At 64.4% G+C, this 18,945-nt stretch carries 22 protein-coding genes; 17 read left to right on the forward strand and 5 right to left on the reverse strand.

Translation table 11 applies throughout. From position 1 onward, the window contains the following. Positions 1-22 precede the first annotated feature (22 nt). A complete protein-coding gene (locus BLP10_RS22890) occupies positions 23-508 on the reverse strand; it encodes a hypothetical protein (RefSeq protein ID WP_139165509.1) in 486 nt (161 codons plus the stop codon). Positions 509-738: 230 nt separating this feature from the next. On the opposite strand from BLP10_RS22890, the gene BLP10_RS15440 reads away from it, so the two are divergent. The 3 genes from BLP10_RS15440 (at position 739) to BLP10_RS15450 (ending at position 3,208) form a co-directional block, all read left to right on the forward strand. After that, entirely contained in the window at positions 739-1,908 is a 1,170-nt protein-coding gene (locus tag BLP10_RS15440; protein ID WP_425286963.1) for a YihY/virulence factor BrkB family protein, read from the forward strand. Positions 1,909-1,989: 81 nt separating this feature from the next. After that, positions 1,990-2,697, forward strand: coding sequence for a hypothetical protein (locus BLP10_RS15445; protein WP_091136471.1), 708 nt, complete (start codon positions 1,990-1,992; stop codon positions 2,695-2,697). After that, the gene (locus BLP10_RS15450) at positions 2,687-3,208 is read left to right on the forward strand and encodes a DedA family protein (RefSeq protein WP_091136475.1); all 522 of its coding nucleotides are present in this window, start codon (positions 2,687-2,689) and stop codon (positions 3,206-3,208) included. Before BLP10_RS15445 ends, BLP10_RS15450 begins: the two co-directional genes overlap by 11 nt. Before the next feature lie 26 nt (positions 3,209-3,234). Here BLP10_RS15450 and BLP10_RS15455 read toward each other — a convergent pair whose 3' ends face one another. The 4 genes from BLP10_RS15455 to BLP10_RS15470 form a co-directional block, all read right to left on the reverse strand. Then, positions 3,235-3,750, reverse strand: a complete 516-nt coding sequence (locus BLP10_RS15455; protein WP_244510594.1) for a phosphate-starvation-inducible PsiE family protein — start codon at positions 3,748-3,750, stop codon at positions 3,235-3,237. Between the two features lie 78 nt (positions 3,751-3,828). Continuing rightward, positions 3,829-4,440, reverse strand: coding sequence for an Hsp20/alpha crystallin family protein (locus BLP10_RS15460; RefSeq protein ID WP_091136482.1), 612 nt, complete (start codon positions 4,438-4,440; stop codon positions 3,829-3,831). 26 nt (positions 4,441-4,466) lie between these two features. Further along, positions 4,467-5,900 (reverse strand): Do family serine endopeptidase, encoded by a 1,434-nt coding sequence (locus tag BLP10_RS15465; protein WP_091136485.1) that lies wholly within the window; start codon positions 5,898-5,900, stop codon positions 4,467-4,469. 62 nt (positions 5,901-5,962) lie between these two features. Beyond that, positions 5,963-6,754 carry a CYTH domain-containing protein gene (locus tag BLP10_RS15470; RefSeq protein WP_091136489.1) on the reverse strand — a complete coding sequence of 264 codons (792 nt, stop codon included), beginning with the start codon at positions 6,752-6,754 and terminating at the stop codon, positions 5,963-5,965. 144 nt (positions 6,755-6,898) lie between these two features. Here BLP10_RS15470 and BLP10_RS15475 point away from each other — a divergent pair, with 144 nt between their 5' ends. The 14 genes from BLP10_RS15475 (at position 6,899) to BLP10_RS15535 (ending at position 18,888) form a co-directional block, all read left to right on the forward strand. Continuing rightward, complete coding sequence (locus BLP10_RS15475; RefSeq protein ID WP_091136493.1) at positions 6,899-7,789, forward strand: hemerythrin domain-containing protein; 891 nt, start codon at positions 6,899-6,901, stop codon at positions 7,787-7,789. A gap of 207 nt (positions 7,790-7,996) precedes the next feature. After that, positions 7,997-8,431 carry a DUF6789 family protein gene (locus BLP10_RS15480; RefSeq protein ID WP_091136497.1) on the forward strand — a complete coding sequence of 145 codons (435 nt, stop codon included), beginning with the start codon at positions 7,997-7,999 and terminating at the stop codon, positions 8,429-8,431. A 173-nt stretch (positions 8,432-8,604) separates the two neighbouring features. Beyond that, entirely contained in the window at positions 8,605-8,946 is a 342-nt protein-coding gene (locus BLP10_RS15485) for a hypothetical protein (protein WP_091136499.1), read from the forward strand. A gap of 80 nt (positions 8,947-9,026) precedes the next feature. Continuing rightward, a complete protein-coding gene (locus BLP10_RS15490) occupies positions 9,027-9,725 on the forward strand; it encodes a plasmid pRiA4b ORF-3 family protein (RefSeq protein ID WP_091136503.1) in 699 nt (232 codons plus the stop codon). Positions 9,726-9,787: 62 nt separating this feature from the next. Continuing rightward, positions 9,788-11,191, forward strand: a complete 1,404-nt coding sequence (locus BLP10_RS15495; protein ID WP_091136928.1) for an ISKra4 family transposase — start codon at positions 9,788-9,790, stop codon at positions 11,189-11,191. Between the two features lie 80 nt (positions 11,192-11,271). Further along, a complete protein-coding gene (locus tag BLP10_RS15500) occupies positions 11,272-12,102 on the forward strand; it encodes a universal stress protein (protein ID WP_175493933.1) in 831 nt (276 codons plus the stop codon). Positions 12,103-12,468: 366 nt separating this feature from the next. Beyond that, complete coding sequence (locus BLP10_RS15505) at positions 12,469-13,335, forward strand: universal stress protein (protein ID WP_091136510.1); 867 nt, start codon at positions 12,469-12,471, stop codon at positions 13,333-13,335. A gap of 41 nt (positions 13,336-13,376) precedes the next feature. Next, positions 13,377-14,384 (forward strand): 2-hydroxyacid dehydrogenase, encoded by a 1,008-nt coding sequence (locus BLP10_RS15510; protein WP_091136514.1) that lies wholly within the window; start codon positions 13,377-13,379, stop codon positions 14,382-14,384. A gap of 25 nt (positions 14,385-14,409) precedes the next feature. After that, entirely contained in the window at positions 14,410-15,900 is a 1,491-nt protein-coding gene (locus BLP10_RS15515; RefSeq protein ID WP_091136518.1) for an L-lactate permease, read from the forward strand. 57 nt (positions 15,901-15,957) lie between these two features. Further along, the gene (locus tag BLP10_RS15520) at positions 15,958-16,905 is read left to right on the forward strand and encodes a 1-phosphofructokinase family hexose kinase (protein WP_091136521.1); all 948 of its coding nucleotides are present in this window, start codon (positions 15,958-15,960) and stop codon (positions 16,903-16,905) included. A 155-nt stretch (positions 16,906-17,060) separates the two neighbouring features. Next, positions 17,061-17,906: a DUF6544 family protein gene (locus tag BLP10_RS15525; RefSeq protein WP_091136524.1), complete on the forward strand. Its 846-nt coding sequence runs from the start codon at positions 17,061-17,063 to the stop codon at positions 17,904-17,906. Further along, positions 17,903-18,061 (forward strand): hypothetical protein, encoded by a 159-nt coding sequence (locus BLP10_RS23220; RefSeq protein WP_175493934.1) that lies wholly within the window; start codon positions 17,903-17,905, stop codon positions 18,059-18,061. The genes BLP10_RS15525 and BLP10_RS23220 overlap by 4 nt, the downstream gene beginning before the upstream one ends. Positions 18,062-18,073: 12 nt before the next feature. After that, on the forward strand, positions 18,074-18,595 hold the full coding sequence (locus BLP10_RS15530; protein WP_091136528.1) for a hypothetical protein: 522 nt from the start codon (positions 18,074-18,076) through the stop codon (positions 18,593-18,595). Continuing rightward, positions 18,592-18,888 carry a peptidoglycan DD-metalloendopeptidase family protein gene (locus tag BLP10_RS15535; protein ID WP_210183628.1) on the forward strand — a complete coding sequence of 99 codons (297 nt, stop codon included), beginning with the start codon at positions 18,592-18,594 and terminating at the stop codon, positions 18,886-18,888. The genes BLP10_RS15530 and BLP10_RS15535 overlap by 4 nt, the downstream gene beginning before the upstream one ends. Positions 18,889-18,945: the final 57 nt, after the last annotated feature.

Here is an 18,945-nt window from a genome sequence, read left to right on the forward strand (position 1 = left end):
CGAGATAAGGAACTCAACAAAATCAAGGGCAAGCCTTTGCCGGTAAATGTGAGATTTTGCCGATAAAATCGAGATTTTTCCCCCTAAAAGTGAGACAGCGTTTACAGGGGTGTGCGGCTGGCTGCGATGGAGATGAAACGGGACCTGACAGAGTTCGCCAAGATCGCCTTGCTCCGGACCTATCACAAGGAAGCCCGTTGGCTCGCCACCGTCGATCGTATCGCGCCAGATACAGCACCGCTTTCACACGCAGGATCAAAGAGCACCGAACAAACCTGATCGGCATCTCGTCTTTAAGGGCAAAGAATCTTGCTTTTCGGCACCCAACGCGACGAATCTCAAAGTTAAAGGCAAAGTGACACCCGGTCAGCGGATCAGTCGCCGCATCGATGTAGAGCAGCTGGTTGTCCTCCTGTTCAATCGTGCCGAGGAGCAGGTCCTTCGGATCGCGGGCGTAGATGTCCCATCGTCCAATGGTGCCCCGGCTCACGAAGACGAGCGCGTCCATCCTTTTCCTCCGCTTCGAGCTGGCAACATGGTGCCAACCTGAACCTTACCAAAAGCAGGTCCCATTGTAGCCGCCCCTTAGGAGCCAACCCTGTGATCCTTGGCCTAAGAACTGGCGTCGCCCAAGGGTAATGCCGCCTGGAACCGTCGGCCGCCGTCCGTGGTTGGATCGCCTGCCAAGCTCTTCGCGAGCGGCTTTTCGACTCAAGGATTTCGCTTGCCATGACCGCCATCACTCCACCACCCCAGGGGCGCCCGAATGGACAAGGCCCATCCATGTTGTCGACGGTCGGAGCCGCCGTTCTGGGCTGGGCGCTGATCAGGCTTGTCATCGGCGGATCGCCCGGAAACCGAGCGACAGCCAAGCCCCTAGCGCGGCAGGCTGAGCGCACGTCCGAAGGACAGGCAGCCGGGTTCGGGGGCAAGGCCCATGCTCCTAGGGAGGCTGCGGACGAGAAGGGGCGCGGTCGCGAGGCCAACACCCCGACCCAGATCCCGAGCCTCGGCTGGAAGGACATCCTGTGGCGGACCTACGAGGAGTTCAGCCAAGACAGGATCATGTCGGTCGCTGCTGGCGTGACCTACTACGCCCTGCTGGCCATTTTCCCCGCCATTGCCGCGCTGGTGTCGATCTACGGCCTGTTTGCTGACCCAGTGACCATCCAGGACCATCTCAATGCGCTCGCGGGCGTGCTGCCGGGCGGCGCCATGGAGATCATCGGCGAGCAGGTGAAGCGCATCGCCTCGGCGGGCGGAGGCAAGCTGGGGCTCAGCTTCATCATCGGCCTCGTAATCTCACTCTGGAGTGCCAATGCCGGCATGAAGGCGGTCTTCGACGCCCTCAACATCGTCTACGACGAGGAGGAGAAACGCAGCTTCCTGTGGTTGAATGCCCAGTCCCTCACGTTCACGCTCGCCGCCATCGCGTTCGTGCTTGTCGCACTGGCCGGCATTGTCGTGCTGCCGGTCGTGCTCGACTTCGTCGGCTTGGGCGCGGCCGTTGAGTGGCTTCTCTCCCTGGCCCGCTGGCCAATCCTCCTGGCCGTGGTGGTTGCGGGATTGGCGGTGCTCTACCGCTATGGGCCAAGCCGCGACAAGGCCGAGTGGAAATGGGTGACGCCCGGCGGCATCGTGGCGGCGGTGCTATGGCTTGCCGGCTCGATGCTGTTCTCGTGGTATGTCTCGAACTTCGGCAGCTACAACGAGACCTACGGCTCGCTCGGCGCCGCCATCGGCTTCATGACCTGGATCTGGCTGTCGAGCGTCATCGTGCTGCTGGGCGCCGAGATCAACGCCGAGATGGAGCACCAGACGGCGCAGGACACGACGGAGGGTCCGCCCCAGCCGCTGGGCACCCGCGGAGCCCAGATGGCCGACAACATCGGACCCGCCAAGGCTTAGAGGTAGCGTAACCGAAGCCGCGAGGGCGAGGGCACACGAAGCCCGTCTCGGTGTTTATTCGTGGTGCTCCGGGAGGCCGGTTTGGAATTCCGTGTTCATTACAGGCCACCCGGCAGCTGCCGCACCTTGTCGGTGATCGTCGATGCCGACACGCGCGAAGAGGCCGAGTATGTGGCCGCCATCCAGTATGAGTTCCCGTCCGGCACCAAGGTGATCGAGGCCAATCCCTACAATGTCCATGGCCTCGTCAGGACAGAGCCGAAGCTTGATCTCTATTCGGAGGTTCGGCGTCGGATCAACGATGGCTACTACGATGAGTGGCCTCTGACACTCGACGAACGGTCCCGTCGAAGGCACCAGTTCTCCAACGAGGTGGCTGCGATCTTTGGCACTAGGAAAGGCCATGACCACCTGTTCGAGACAGCCGAACGGCTGGCGCGCCAGTTCCGGCTGACCGGCAAGACCACCATTGCAGGACACGTCGTGGACCAGCATGCCCGGCTCAACTTGCTTGACTGGTATCAGCAGCTGAAGCTCGTCGCTGATCACGTCGTGGCGGCACCGGTTCACGGGGATCCAATGGAGATCGTGCGGCCGATCGATAACCGGGTGGGTGCGCGCATCCGGCGGCAGGCCAGGCGCGACGCGGCGGCCAAAGCTCTGTTCGACGCGATGCTGCATCGGCTGTTGGACTGGGAGGGGCGGCCCGTCGCACCGGATTGGGCAATGCAGCCCGAGGCCATCAAGGACGTGTTCAGGCGGAAAGTGCAGGCTACCCATGGACATTGAAACGATCCAGACCAGCATTGTCGAGTTCGTGCGGCAGAACCAGTCCTGGGCGCCTTTCATCGTCGCTGCGCTGGCGTTCGGCGAGTCGGTCGCCTTCCTGTCGCTGTTTGTGCCCGCCACTGTAATCCTGATTGCGATCAGCGCCTTCATTGGGGTGGCCGACCTGGAGTTCTGGCCGCTCTGGCTCGGCGCGGCCATTGGGGCAGCCACCGGCGACGTGGTGTCCTATACGCTCGGCCGGCGCTTCAAGACGTCCATCTACAGGATCTGGCCGCTCTCAACCCACCCGCAGCTTGTTGGCAAGGGTGAGCGCTTTTTCTGCCGACACGGCATTTGGGGCGTGTTCATCGGCCGCTTCTTCGGTCCGGCGCGGGCTGTGGTTCCCCTGGTCGCGGGCGTTTTCGGCATGCAGTTGCCGCTGTTCATGGCAGTGAACGTCGCCTCGGCCCTCATCTGGGCGTTCGCTCTCCTTGCACCGGGAGCAGGGCTGTCGGAGTATCTCGGTTGGTGACCAGACCCGAAGCCAACGGAGGTGACTTATTCTGCCGCTGTGCCTTCATGCTCCCTAACCGCGGCGTCCTTCCGGTCCTGGTCGCGCACAAGCCAGTGCACTGAGCCCAGCGCCAGGATGGCCGCGGCCAAGCCGATGATGGTGAGCGGCTCGGTCTTGGTCGCGTCCAGGATGATGAACTTGCGCACGAGCGCCAACAAGGCGATCAGCACCACCGTGCGCACCTGCACGATGCTTTCCTTGCGGTGCAGGACGCCGATGATCGAGTGGTTGAACTCCAGGGCGATCAGCACGGTGAAGATCATGCCGAAGATCGCCTGGAACACGCCGGTCTCGGCCGGGTCGAGCAGCCCGAACAGCACCAACATGAGGATGCAGAACGTCAGGTTCACGAGCGCCGCCGCGATCACAAGGCTGATCAGGCCGGTCAGGACGAGCGAGACGACCTGCTCGAAGCGCTCGTAGGTGCTCAGGCCCGGCCACGCCTCACGGGTTTCGCGCAGGGCGTGGTCCACGGCCGCGGCGGCCCGGCCGGTGCCCATCGGCGAGCGGGGATCGGTCCCGTTGGTGCTGGGGTGATCCCCCTCTTCAGATGGTTGCATAATGCGCGGTCCGTCTGCTCAGGTGCTGGCGCCGCCCGGGGTGTTGTCCGGCGTTCCGCCACCCTGTCCACCCTGACCGCTCCCGCCTTCTGTGGGGCCATGCCCACCTTGGGCGCTCTGGCCTCCGGCCCCGCGGGCCTGAACCTGAATGCGGCGGGAGCGCTCCTGCTGGGCCGTCTTCGGCAGGGTCACGGTGAGCACCCCGTTCTCGAAGTGCGCCTGCACCTGTTCCGGGTTGATCGGGAAGGGCAGGCGCACGGAGCGTTGGAAGGTGCCGTAGGAGCGCTCGACGAAATGGAAGTTCTCCTTTTCGTTCTTCTGCTCGAACTTCTTCTCGCCCCGGATGGTGAGCACGTCGTCGTCGAGGCTCACATCGATGTCCTGTTCGGTGACGCCGGGCAGTTCCGCGGTGATGCGGATCTCGTTCTCGGTTTCCGACACATTCATGCTGGCGTTGACGAAGTTGCCGACACCGCCCTGGCCTTGGCTGCCGCCCGCAGCGGGTAGGCCGGTACCACGCAGGACATCATCAAAGAGGCGGTTCATTTCGCGGTGAAGCGACAGGAAGGGATCGTTCCCGCCCAGCAAGCCAAACCCGGTGCGGGAGGGTGTGAGGGGATTGCGGGCCATTCTCGTATCCTCCTTTCAGAGATGGATCACGCCGTCACGGCGACGAAGAGATACTGACCATCGCGCTTCACGCGCAGCAGGACCGGTTTCTTGTCTTTCTGCGCTTGCGACCAGGCTTGCGCAACATCCGCCGGCCGGGTCACGTCACGGTTGTTGACCGAGACTATCACGTCGCCTGGACGGATGCCGTTCTCGGCCGCCGGGCTGTTAGGCGCCACCTGCTGGACAAGCACCCCTGTGGCGTCTGAGCCCAATCGGCGACGTGCCTCTTCGTCGATCGGGGCTAAAGCGACGCCAAGCCGCTTGCCCTCCGCCTCCGAGCCTTGCTGAGCGTCCCCCTGGGCCGCTTGCTCTTCCTGACGCTGGCCCACGGCCACCGTGATCTCCTGCGTGTTGCCGCCCCGCACCACCGTCAGGCGCGCCTGCGTGCCGGGCTTCAGGCCGGCAACCGTGCGTGTGAGATCCCGACCGCTCTCGACGGCCTGGTCTCCGATGCGGGTGATCACGTCGCCGGACTTGATCCCGGCTTTCTCAGCAGGACCGCCCGGTTCCACGGAGGCAACCAGCACGCCCTTGTCGTCCGGCCGCCCGAGCGCCTGGGCAATCGCAGGGGTGATCTCCTGCAGCCGCAGGCCGACATAGCCGCGCTCGACGCGGCCCGTGCGGATGAGTTGCTCGGCCACAGTCTGCGCCGTTCTGGAGGGCACGGCAAAGCCGATGCCGATGTTGGCCCCCACGGGCGAGAAGATGGCGGTGTTGACGCCGATCACCTCGCCGCGGGCGTTGAACAGCGGCCCGCCCGAGTTGCCGCGGTTGATGGCGGCATCGGTCTGGATGTAGTCGTCCAAGGGACCGGACTGGATGTCACGCGAGCGGGCCGACACGACGCCCACCGTGACGGTGCCGCCCAAGCCGAAGGGGCTGCCGATGGCGATCACCCACGAGCCAGGCTCGGCCGCGTCCGAGTTGCCCCAGGTGGTCACGGCCATGTTGGGCTGAGGCTCGATCTTCAGCACGGCGATGTCGGTGGCCGGATCCCGCCCCACCAGCTTTGCGGGAACCGGGCTGTTCTCACCGAACGCGACATGGATGTCGTCGGCATCCTCGATGACGTGGTTGTTGGTCACGATGTAGCCATCCGCACTGATCACGAACCCTGACCCGAGGCCCTGTCTAGGTTGCTGCCGCTCAGGGCTGGAGCGCTCCTCGAAAAAGCGGCGGAAAAGATCAGGCAGATCCTGATCGTCTGGTGTGGATTGCGCCCGCTGCTGCCGCTCTTCCACTCGCTGCTTCGTCGTGACCGCGACGACCGAAGGCATCTTCTGTTTGACAATGGCGGTGAAATCCGTCGGCACCTGCTGTGCGAGGGCAGGGACGGGAGCGGCGGAAGCGAGGAGAAGCAGAGCTCCTCCGATCACATTGGCCCGGAGGCGGACGGGCAATCTGCTGTCATGCGTCATGGAAACCTCGTGGCGGTCGGGTTGGCCTGCATCGGCGTTGAAGGCTCGGAGTGAATGCCGTGTCAGGCATCCGGTTCCTCCTCTCCCTCCTGGAGTAGGATCGCGGTCTCCCGGACCCGGATTGCGTTGATCTGAACCTGCGTGCTCTGCGCCCCTTCCTTGAAGACGACTTGCGCTGACGAAGCCTCTCGCAGCGTAGCCGTGATCGTTGCAGGAGCGGCTCGAACGTCCGCAGATCCATCTGTTGCCTTCCTGTGGATCTCATCGGAAACGGCATCTCTCGGGGAATCGGGACGGCTGATTCGGTCGGACGCCGGCGCGGAGGAACGTCCTGGCCCTAAGCCTTCAAAGCCCTCCAAGACATCCAGCAGATCATTAAGCGCCGCATCTGAGATGAGTTCATCGTCGTCCACTCGGATCCCCTCGGCCGCAGAAGTGCGGTCCATCAGGGTGATCTCAGGTCCGAACCATTGCGGCGGAGCAAAGTGTCCGGCCTGATCCTCATTGTCGAACTCGATGACGATACGACCCGGCTCCGACGCGGTTCCAAGCCTGTCAACCAGGATCTCGCGTCCGGCGACGACCATCCGCGAGCGCTCGTAGGCGATCCTTCCCTCAGCCACATCCAGGAGCGCGTCCGCGTGCCCGGGCGGCACCGGGCTGCGGTTCACTCTCGGCCATGGCTGGGCTACGCCATGAACCAGATCAAGACGACCAACGTCATTCTCCACCTGCACGCTCAGAATCTGGCCCGACCGCGTGCGGAAGGATCCTTCCACCACGCGGGCCGTCCCGCGCTCCCGATGGATCAACCGTGCCAGCGAAGACGCGAGCAGGTAACACCGAATGATCATGGCTCACCATGTCCCGCCTGCCATCGACGGGATCAAGTCCCGGCCGGGTAAAAGGTTCATCCACTCGAGATAGCCAGTTTCGAGGCCGGAACCGGGGCTCGCATCCTTCCGTTGATCCTCGCCTTCAGACCGAGGAGCGACGCAATGGAGTTCTGGCACCTGATCGCGAACGATCATGCCAATATCGTGAGCCTTCATAAGGATATCCTCCGCGCGATCCCGGGCGCTGGTGTCAGGAGCCGCGACCGACTGTTCGATGAACTCGACGGCGAGCTCCGGCGACATATCGAGGCTGAGGAGGACAGCCTCTATGACGCTCTCGAGGATGATAAGCGGGCGAAGCGCCTGATCGATGAGCTCGAAGATGAGCACAAGCAGATTAAGAAGCAGCTCAGGCACCTTTCCCGGATCGGTGACAAGAGCAGCCGAGAATGGACCCAGCAGTTCGAGGATTTCACCTACCTGCTTGATCGCCATTTTCATCGGGAGCAGCACGAGCTGCAGCCGTTGGCACGCGAGGTCCTGAACCCGGAAGCGATCCGAGCGATACGCCATGTATTCGCGGAGGAGAAGATCGAGGAGTTTCGCAAGAGACGGCATGGCGCCTTAGGCGATCTCCCATCCGGCCTGATGGTGGGGGCGCTTGCCAGCGCAGCTGCCGGAGCGCTCGCATTCATAGCGTGGCGTAGCGGCTCCTTGCAGAGGCTCCCCGCGGCTCGTCCAGCGCAGCGTCTCCTGTCCCGCCTGCCGGTGACGAACCGGCTCTCGGGCCTCTTCAGTCGCGGGGGGCGAGCTGTCCGGATCCATGGCCCCGATGTGTTGAGGGATGTCGCACGACGCACGCGCACGCCCGTTCAGGATATCTCGTCGCGCCTGCAGCTTCCTCTTGGGACAACCTACTCGCTCGTGGCGGCCCTTGAACGCCAAGGCTTGGTGCGCGTGTTCAGACCCGAAGAGACCGGACGTGGCCGTATTGTTGAAATCACCACTCAGGGGCGCGAGCGAGCTGCGCGCTCGCGCCAGAGCTCCTGGTGAGACCCATGCATCCAAGCCGAACGTCACATCACGAACAAGCTCCAAGTACGTTTCGCTCGGCTGCAGCCGACCAGCAGATTTCCGTGGCCCTGCTTGGAGGACCTTGCTGTCGTTACAGGCGCGACGGGACGGCTGCCACCATCCATCCATTAGGTGTCGGATCATATTAGGATCGGACGAACTTCAGCGTTGCCGGAAGGAGGAGTGATGATTGATCTCGGCAGAGGCATAATCTCAGGGCTTGTTGCCGCAGGTGTCGTGTCCGGGGTCATCGTGCTTGGTTGGACGGTCGGCGTCTTCCCTGAGCCGGACCCGCTCCTCATCACCAATGGAATTGTCATTCAGCCCATCGGGTTGAGTTGGGTCATCCACTTCGGGGTGGGAACATTTCTCTGGGGCATGTTGTTTGCGCTTTTAAGCCCTATCCTCCCTGGTCCCTCTTGGGGCAAGGGTGCACTGTTTGGAGCCATCATTTGGTGCGTGGGCTTAGCTGGGGCTTGGTACGTCGAGCCGAGTGCGTATGCTCCGATCAACATAGGTTCCCTTGCGCTTCACCTGCTTTTCGGCGTTGTGCTCGGGAGGACATATGGGGCTCTTTATGACCCGAGCAGTCGGCGTGCTCCGGATGTCCTGACCTATTGATCGATCTGCCGCCCCGCTTCCCATGAACCCCATCTGAAGTTTCCCTACACATCTGGTAGCCTCGTCGGGCAACTTTGATGCCTCTGTGATTTCGCAAGACACGCCGGGATCCGGTGAATCCATACGTGGTGGTCGCAGCGTTTGTTAGTTCTGACCATGAGCTCGGTGATGTGATGATGGCCTCGAACGTTCTCATTGCTGTTGGTGCCAGCGCGGCTGCCGGCGCCGCTACCGGGCTCGGGGCCCTGCCTCTGCTGCTGGTCAAGCGCATCTCCCCGAGAACCGAGGACGCTATGCTCGGCTTCGCGGCTGGCGTGATGACAGCGGCTGCGTTCTTCTCGCTGCTCCTGCGCGGGCTTGATGCCGCCCGCGCCCAGATCGAGGGACAAGTCGCCCCTGTCGCAAGCGTTGCGGCAGCGCTTCTCGCGGGCGCGGTGGTGATCGGACTGATTGAATGGTACGCACCGCACGAGCACTTCATTCATGGGCGTCAGGGCCGGTCAACGAGAGCATGAGGAAGTGTGGGGCAGACTGGTAACGGATCGGCGGTACAAGGTTTCCGGCCAGACGAAACAAGGTTGCGAGGCACCTTCATTTGCCAAAGCGCACTCAATCCAAACCCGAGCCGCCTGATCCTTCTCCAGCTCTGGAAATTCTGCAGTTCAAGATTTGGCTGCTCGGGATCAGCCCCATGATCTGGCGGCGGGTTCAGGTGCCAGCCAGCATGACCCTGCGAGAGTTGCATGGTGTCATTCAGGTCGTGATGGGCTGGGAGGGCATCCACCTGTTCCAGTTCACTCTTCGAGCCCGGCGGTTCAGCTCCTTGGAGTTGGCGGCGCAGTCTCCGGATGTTCCGCTCTCCGAGCTTCGCCTCCGCTCAGGGATGCGCTTTGGCTACGAGTACGATCTCAATGGTGCATGGAAGCACGAGGTGCGCCTCGAGAGCCGGCATGAGGCTGACCCTGGAAGAGGCTATCCTATCTGCCTGGATGGGGATGGATCCTGTCCGCCAGAGGATTGCGGCGGAGTGCCTGGCTTTCAGGCCCGGCGTGAGGCCTGGGCCGCTCCGGAAACCAGTCGGGACTTCGCCGTCCTCGCCAATTTCGTTGATCAGCTCGCTCTGAAGCGGAGCACAGGCGCCTCTATCGGCGCCGAGGAAGTCGATCAGGTCCGGGAGGCTCTGGAACGCCTTGAGGTGCGTCAACGATGGCAGGGCAAGCCGTTCTCGCGCAAGGACGTCAACGGGCGGCTAAGGAACGCCGAGTATCTCGACCTCATGCATCAACAGTGGTGAAGCCGTGCGCTCCAATGGCCAGCAAAGGCGCCCGGCTTTCTCAAGAGCGCACGGAAGGTTCCATGCAGGTCAGGATCATGCTTCAGATCATCGGAGACGATGGTACCGTTGGCGACGCGGAGGAGGTCGCAGCTCTGACCAAGATCACCGAGCGGGCTGAGGATTTGGGCCTATCCCTGGCCGAGAGCAAGGCCCTGCTGGCAGCCGCTCAGCAGCGGATTGTCGAGGCTCAGGTCAATGGCTGGCTCGAGAAACACCGGCACTGCCAAGGCGGCGGTCGGAAGCTCCGGTGCAAGGGCAGCTACCCGCTCACTTTCCGGACCTTGTTTGGCGATGTCCGGCTCAAGAGCCCCCGCTACTACCTCCCCAAGGAGCGGCAGACCAATGGTCGGGCAACCATTTCGCCATTGACGCAGTTGCTCCCTGACCATGTTGCGCCGGAGCGCCTGTACCTCGAGACCCGCTGGGCCTCGCTTGTCCCCTATGCGGCAGCCGCCGATCTCCTGGCCGACGTGCTTCCTATCGCGAGCGGCGTCAACGCGACGACGGTACGTCAGCATGTGCTCCGCACCGCCGAGCGGATGGAGGGCTGCCTCGCTGAGCAGCGGACCTCGTTCATGGAGGGAACGGACTCTCGCGATTGGGAGGATCTGCCGGTCCCCGATGGACGGATGGTTGTCGGCCTGGACGGCGGCTACATCCGCGACTGGCGCGACAGGAAGAAGAATTTCGAGCTGATCGTCGGCCGGTCCATGCCCGAAGAAGGAGAGGCTCGGTACATCGGTTTTGTCCACGGCTATGATCGCAAGCCGCAGCGTCGCATCATCGATCATCTCAGGCGCCAAGGCTTCCAGGCCGATCAGGATCTGACCTTTATCACAGATGGCGGGGACGAGGTCCGCTCCCTCGCTGAGCGGATCAGTCCGTGCAGCGAGCACGTCCTCGACTGGTTCCACATTACGATGCGGATCACAGTCCTGCGCCAGTTTGCTCAGGGACTGGTGCACCATGACAAGGATGATGGGATGGCGGCTCTCGATGAGCTGCGCCGGATCAAGTGGTTCCTCTGGCATGGCAATACCTATCGAGCCCGCGAGGCCATCGATGATCTGGTGCTCGATCTGGAAGCTATCGACAGTCGCTATCCCAACTTGCGCAAGTTCAGGACGGCTATGCGGGCGTTCCAGGTCTACATCGCAAGCAACGAGTCAAGCCTGATCAACTATGGCGAGCGCTACCGGTCCGGCGAGCGGATCTCCTCGGCTTTTGTTGAGGCAACGGTGAACGCGGTCGTCAGCAAGCGCTTTGCCAAGAAGCAGCAGATGCAATGGAGCCGACGCGGGGCTCATCTGCTCCTGCAGACCCGCACCAGAACCTTGGATGGCTCGCTGCGTGCCGCATTCGAACACTGGTATCCCGGCATGGTGAACGACAACACCAAGGACCACGGACAGGCAGCCGCTTGACTGCCCCACGCTTCCTCATGCTCTCGAAAGAAAGTACGCTATACAGCGGGAGTTATCGCAAGCACAGGAGTTCGGCCTACATGCGTCTGCCACTTCATATTACCCTTGCCACCGATCTCAGTGCCCGGAGCGATAGGGCTTTCGAGCGCGCCGTTCAGCTCGCACGGGAGTGGAACGCCCGGCTGTCCATCGTTCATGCCATTGAAGGCCATCAATACGCCTCCTGGCAGAAAGGATCATCCTGGCGCTGGTCGGCTAACCCGGTCGAATGGGGCAAGACCAAGTTGCGGCGCGAATACCCGGGCTGGGACTCTGGTTCCATGGAACTCGAGGTGAAGCCAGGCGACCCTTACGAGATTGTCAAAGCAGCCGCCCTGCAGAACGATACCGACTTGATGATCGGAGGGGTAGCACGTGACGAGCCTTACGGGCGCGATGTTTTGGGCCGGCTGATTGGTGAGCTGACAAGAACCGCGCCGGTGCCCGTGCTCGTGGTCAAGAAGCGCCTCTCAGGACCCTACCGCCGGGTGGTTGTGGCAAGCGATCTGTCAGAGGCGTCGCAAGCTGCGTTGCAACTAGCGTTGCGGTGGTTCCCGGCCGACGTGGTCACGCTCTATCACGCCATTGAGGCGGCCGCCGCGGGTCAATCACCAGATGACGAGGTGCTGGCGCAGTGCCGCAAGTGGATAGAGGAGACGTGCGGCGAACGTGCAGAGGGCCTTGATGTCGTCGCCCAGCGAGGCGAGGCCAAGGGCCTATTGAAGTATCACGTAGAGGATCATGACGTGGATCTCCTGGTCATCGGAACACATGGCCGCTCCGGCATCGCACATGCCCTCCTCGGGAGCGTCGCAGCCGAAATCCTTCAGCTGGTGAAGTGCGACATTCTGGTCGTGCGACGGAGGTCGTAAATTGTGGGGCATGATGACTGTACAGCAGGAACCTGAGCAACGCTGCTGATACAGGCTGCAGGATCATCCACCTCGTAAACGATACCAAAGCACTTGGGAGACTGAAACACCACCACCTATGCCGAGGCGGAGCAACTAGGACAACATTCAGAAATCGTCTTGCTCAGGTCCAGGAGGAGATCCGCCGCCCATGACCTTGCGCCAGATCAATGCAGCCTTCTTTCCTGTGCTTATGATCAGGGTTGCAGTCGGGCGTGATCCTGCTGTTGATCCTGGAGGGCGAGAAACACCTCTGGGGCCGTGCGGGCGAGCTCAGGCCAATCCTCAAGCATCGCTGAGTGAAATGATCCATAAGAAGGAGACGATATGCTGCGCAGTATCCTGATCGCCCTCGATGGCTCTCCGTCGAGCCTGCAAGCCGCCGGCCTCGGACTGGAGCTGGCCCGGCATCACAAAGCTCACGTGGACGGGCTCGGCATTGTCAACTCGGCTTGGATTCAGCGCCCTGAGGCGGTGCCGGTTGGCGGGATGGCCTACAAGACCGCCCTGGACCTGAAGGAACTCCAGAGTGCGGCCGAGCGGGTGGACGCGGTCCTCCGCGACTTTCGCGAGCGCGCGGGGAGGGCGGGCATTCCCTCGTTCGACATCCGCGAGGTCGATGGCAGCCCCCTTCAGGTGGTCGAGATCGAGGCGGCGTCCCACGACCTGATCGTGCTGGGCCGCAACAGCATGTTTGACGTGGACGGCGAGATCTGCGAGCTGCCCCTGTGCGTCGACCTTATCATCCGAGGCGAGCCGCGCCCGGTCCTGCTCGTGCCAGAGGCCGACCGCGGTCCACGGCATGATGCCTCGCAGGCGCCGGTCCTGGTCGCGTTCGACGGAAGCCCCGCGTCCTCCAGGGCAGTCCACATGTTTGCGCTCCTTGGACTTGGCGCGGGGCGCGTGGTCCACGTTGTGACGCTCGACCGGTTGTCATCCGGTCGGGCCGAGGAGACCGCTCGCCGCGCCTGCGCGTTACTCCGGCGGCACGGGGCGGCCGAGACGCACGCCATCGGCTTGGGGGACCACGAGGCGGGCACTCCCGCGGAGACGATCCTGGGACTTGCCAAAGCACTCAGGCCCGGGATGATCGTCATGGGAGCCTATGGCACCCGCGGGATACAGGAAATCTTCGGCTCCTGCACGCGGGAGGTCCTAAACGCCTGCCCCACTCCCCTGTTCCTGCACCACTAGAGGTCGCCCCTCCACGATGGCCGGCTGGAAGGAGCCCCCCGATGCATGTCACGGTCTTCAGCACCAAGCCCTATGACCGCCGGTTCCTGGAGGCGGCGAACGCCATGGCCGGACATTCCCTGTCCTTCCTCGAAGCCCGTCTGTCCTCCGCGACCAGTGGCCTGGCCGAGGGTGCCGGTGCCGTGTGCGTGTTCGTCAATGACGAGGTGAACGCAAGCGTCCTGGCCAGGCTGGCGTCCATGGGCGTCAAGCTTGTGGCCCTGCGCGCCGCCGGGTTCAACAACGTCGACCTGGAAGCGGCCCGGCGCGAGAGCATCAAGGTGGCCCGGGTGCCGGCCTATTCGCCCCATGCGGTGGCCGAGCATACGATTGCGCTCATCCTCACTCTCAACCGCAACATCCATCGCGCCTACAACCGGGTTCGGGAGGGCAACTTCGCCCTCGACGGCCTTCTCGGCTTCGATCTGGCGGGCAAGACCGCTGGGGTCGTGGGAACCGGCAAGATCGGCGAGGTGGTGTGCCGGATCCTCACGGGCTTCGGGTGCACTGTGCTAGCGCATGATCCGCAGCCCAACGCCGCCTGCGAGCAGATGGGGGTGCGCTACGTGCCGCTGGAGGAACTGCTCGCGCTCTCCGACATCGTCAGCCTTCATTGCCCGCTGACGCCCGCCACGCATCACCTCATCGATGCCCAGGCCCTGGGGCGCGTGAAGCGCGGCGTGATGCTCATCAACACCAGCCGTGGAGCGGTCATCGACACCAGGGCGGTCCTGCGGGGGCTGAAGGACGGCACCATCGGGCATCTCGGCCTCGACGTCTACGAGGAGGAGGCGGACCTCTTCTTTGAGGACCTGTCGCAACGCTTCATCGACGACGACGTGTTCGCGCGGCTGCTCACCTTCCCGAACGTGCTGATCACCGGCCATCAGGCCTTCTTCACCGGGGAGGCGCTAGCCAATATCGCCGAGACGACCATCGACAACATCACCGCGTTCGAGCGGACGGGACAGGCGGCGCACGAAGTCTCGGTGGAGAAGATTGCCCGATAAGAGCATCAGGTGAGACAGGCGTGACATGAAGGCAGTCTACGCTGCGCTCCCTCTGGCTCTGGTGCTGGTCCTGATGATCGGGCGGCGCTGGCCTGCGGCCAAAGCAGGCCTTGCAGGTTTAGCGCTGGCGACCGTGCTGGCCCTGACGGTCTTCGGAGGTGGCGCCGGGAGCCATTCTGAGATCGGCGCAGGCGGCTTACTCGCAGGCTCCGCCCTGGAGGCGCTGTTCACGGCCGCCACCATCCTCTGGATCATCTTTCCCGCGCTGGCCATCTACGAGCTCCAGGTCCGGTCCGGCGCCTTCGACGTGATCCGCGCCGGCCTTGCGGGCCTGTCCGGGGACCCGAGGATCCAGGCTCTCCTCGTGGCCTGGTTCTTCGGCCTGTTCATGGAGGGCGCGGCCGGTTTCGGCACCCCGGTGGCATTGGCGGCGCCCCTGCTGGTCAGCCTCGGTTTCTCTCCCGTGAAGGCGGTCGCTCTCGCCCTGATCGGTCATGCGGTCGGCGTCTCGTTCGGAGCGGTCGGAACACCGGTGCTGGCCCAGGTCTCGCTCGTGGCGTTGAGCGCCGCGGACATCGCGCAGGCCACGGGCCTTCTGCACGGTGGCCTCGGAGTCATCCTGGCGCTGTTCCTCGTGCGTCTGTCGGGGGATGGCGCACCAACGGGCCGGCAATGGGGTTGGGGCGTTGTGGCAGCCGCCTGCTTTCTCGCTCCCTATGCCGCACTGGCGACAATAGTGGGGCCGGAACTCCCAACGCTCGGGGGAGCCCTGATCGGCGGAGCATGCTTCGTCCTCATCCTCCGCTGGAAGGCTGGGCCGTCGAGCAAGCTTGATTGGCGGAATGTCATGAAGGCAGGCATGCCCTATGGCATCGTTCTCGCGCTCATTCTCGCAACCCGGCTGCTGCCGGGATTGAGGGAGCAGCTCCGCTCCGTCGAGATCTCCTGGTCTCTGCTCGGAACGTTCCGCGGAAGCATGCAGCCGCTCTATCACGCCGGAACGATCCTGCTGCTGGGGTTCGTGCTCGGCGGGTTTGCCCAAGGACGCGGGCTTGCAGACCTGCTCAAGGCCTCCCGTGCGGCCCTGCGCCGGCTGGCGCCGGTCACGCTCGCCCTCGTGGCGATGCTCACCCTGTCCCGCCTGATGCTGCACGCCCGGATGATCCAGGAGTTGGCCGAAGGCGCCCGGGAGGCAGGAGCGGCATGGCCGCTCCTGGCGCCGGCCATCGGGGTCCTCGGTACCTTTGTGACCGGGTCCGCCACGGCCTCAAACATCCTCTTCACCGAGTTCCAAGCGGCCACAGCCTCGGCGCTTGCGCTGCCGCTCGCGACAATGGTAGCCGCGCAGGGTTTTGGCGCGGCAGTGGGCAACATCGTCTGCCCGCACAACATCATCGCAGGAGCGGCCACCGTCGGCCTGAATGGGCAGGAAGGGGAGATCCTGACAAGGACTGTGCTGGCCTGCATTGCCTATGCGCTGGCCGGCGGTCTCCTCGTGCTGGTCCTCAGCTCATGACCATCGCCGGCCGCAGACGTTTACCGAAGCGTATGAAACCTTGAAGCGAGCCCAGCCATGAAGCCTGTCGTGACCCTGACCCTCAATCCGTCCATCGACGGCTCCAGCGAGGCCGAAGCCGTGCGCCCCATCCGCAAGGTGCGCACCTCCAACGAGCGCTACGAGCCGGGTGGGGGCGGGGTCAACGTCACCCGGGTGATCCGGGAGCTCGGCGGCTCCTCCCTTGCGCTCTACCTGGCCGGAGGGGTCACGGGCGCGGTGCTCGAGGAGCTTCTCGCGGGCAGCGGTATCGCGGGCAGGCGCATCGCGATCGAGGATCAGACGCGGGTCAGCCTCACGGTCTTCGAACGCTCCACCGGACTTGAGTACCGCTTCGTTCCCGAGGGGCCGCACGTCGCCCCGTCCGAGTGGCAGGAGTGCCTTGCGGTGCTGGGCACCTTGGAATGCGAGTATCTCGTGGCGAGCGGCAGCATCCCTAGAGGCGTTCCGACGGATTTCTATGTCCGGGTCGCCGCCATTGCACGGGAGAGAGGGATGAAGCTCGTCCTCGACACATCGGGAGAGGCGCTCCGTGAGACGATCGCCGCCGGCGGCATTCACCTCGCGAAGCCGAGCCTCGGCGAGTTCGAGCATTTCGTCGGCCGCAGCGTGAAGGATCCAGGCGCCCTGGAGGAGGCCGCCATGGAGGTGGTTCGGTCCGGCCGGGTCGATCTCCTCGCCGTCACCATGGGCCATGAGGGCGCGGTCCTCGCCCATGCCGGCGGCGTGCTGAGGCTTCCGGCGGTGAAAGTCGACGTGCGCAGCGCCGTAGGGGCTGGCGACAGCTTCGTCGCCGCGATGACGCTGGCCCTGGCGCGCGGCGCTGCGCCCAGAGAAGCTTTCAGGTGGGGTGTCGCCGCGGGAACCGCAGCTGTTCTGACACCTGGCACCGGTCTGTGCAAGCGCGGGGATGTCGAGCGCCTCTTCGATGCGATATCGCAGAAACAGGGGGCCTTGGCACCCTGAGGCCTCCTGGACAACCATCGGCGGGCCCGGTCTCGATGCGCCTGCGCTTCCGTCCCGATCTCCCCGCATCGAGGGAAGATCAGGCTCCGGGAACCGGCAGCCGCTTGGGATAGCTTCGGTTGGATGGGCGCTGACGACAACCTGGAGGAGGGAAGATGCCCAAGCGCCTTGCACTGTCGCTGGCTAGCCTGTCGGTTGGCGGCCTTGCGGCCGCCTGGGCCATGCGGGGCTACGATCACCGCGAGGCCCGGTGGGCCTGGGACGCCCTCGCGGCCGAGACCGTTCGGCCTGCGGGCATGTTCGGGCCGGCGATGGTCGCCGGCCTGCCGGAGCCGGCCCGGCGCTACTTCACCTTCGCGATCGCCCCGGGCACGCCGCTCCGCATGGTCGCTGAGATCGACATGGTGGGCGAGATCGGCCTGGGCGACCGGGACCGGCCGAACTACCAGCCCATAGTGGCCCGCGAGATCCTGGCGCCGCCGCACGGCTTCGTCTGGATGCCCCGGATCGGATCGGGGCTGGGCCGCATCTCAGGATCGGACGCCTGCATCGGGGACCGGGCCTGGACGCGCTTCTGGCTTCTCAACACGGTTCCGGTGGCCCGCACCAAGGCAACTCCCGACCTGGTCCGCTCGGCCCGGGCCAGGGCCGTCGCCGAGGCGCTCTGGGTCCCAGCGGCCCTCCTGCCGGCCAACGGCGTCACCTGGGAGCCCGTCGACGGCAACCGCGCACGGGCCGTCTTCCGCCACGATAGTGAGAGCTTCGCGTTCGAGCTGACGGTTGCGGATAACGGGCGCCCGCTCTCCGTCGCCATGCGGCGCTGGACCAACGCCAATCCGGAGAGGGTCTTCCGCTACCAGCCCTTCGGTGCGACGGTGGAGGAGACAGGCACCTTCGCGGGCTACACGATCCCGACCCGCATCGACGGCGGCAACGGCTTCGGAACGGACGAGTATTTCCCGTTCTTCCGCGCCCGGGTGACGGAGGCGCGCTTTCGATGATCCTTGCGCAGGTCCTGCTCCCATTGGCGGCTATTCTCTGCCCGGTCCTCCGGCGCCCGTCATCGGCCTGGGATTTCGGCCTGTGGACGATGGCCGCAGCGGCGCTCCTGCTGGCGGTGCGGCTTGCCGGGATCTGGACCTACCTGCCCCTGTGAACCCCTCTCGCCTTGTCAGGACTGCTGGCGCTCGCTGCCGTCCGGTCGGCATGGCGCCTCCATGAGCGACGGCATCCTCCCCGGTCGTCTTGGTGGCCGTGGGCCGAGCGCGCCATAGCCCTTGGGTTACTGAGCCTCGGGACCGTTCTGTCCGGACTGGCGCTTGCGGGCCGGACACCGCCTGCCGATCCGTTCCTCGATCTCGCATTCCCGCTGCGGGACGGCGCGTTCTACGTCGCCAACGGCGGCTCGGCCGGATTGGTCAACGCCCATGTCGGCTGGGCCGACGATCCCCGGCTCTGGCGCTATCAGGGACAGCGCCATGCGGTTGATCTCATCCAGGTGGACCGGCTGGGCTTCCGCACGGCGGGAGGCGCCTTGGGTCTGCTTCAGCCGACCGGTCCCGAGGCGTACTTGATCTTCGGCAAGCCTGTCCTCGCCCCGTGCAGCGGGCGGGTCGAGGCGGCCATGATGGATTGCGCGACATGCGGGTTCCGGAGACCGATCGCCGGAACCCGACGGGCAATCACGTGATCCTGCGCTGCGGCATCCTGCGCTGCGGCGGATTCGTGGTCCTCCTGGCGCACATGCGCGCCGGCAGCGTGCGATTGAAGCCGGGCGATGATATCAAGACGGGCGACGAGATCGGCGCGGTGGGCAATTCCGGCAACACCGGGGAACCGCATCTGCATATCCATGCGCAGCGGCCCGGTCCTGCCGACGCGCCCTTGTCCGGCGACGGCGTGCCGATTCGCTTCGGCGGGCGGTTCACCGCACGGAACGACGTCGTGACGATCGGCCGCCCGTTCGGTGATCAGGCCGACTGATGCCGGCCGCTCATGCGCAGGCTTCCACGACGTTGCGGATCTCCCCGAGACCAGGCG

It is taken from the genome of Microvirga guangxiensis (genome assembly GCF_900102135.1).
In the GTDB taxonomy this organism is placed as follows: Bacteria; Pseudomonadota; Alphaproteobacteria; order Rhizobiales; family Beijerinckiaceae; genus Microvirga; species Microvirga guangxiensis.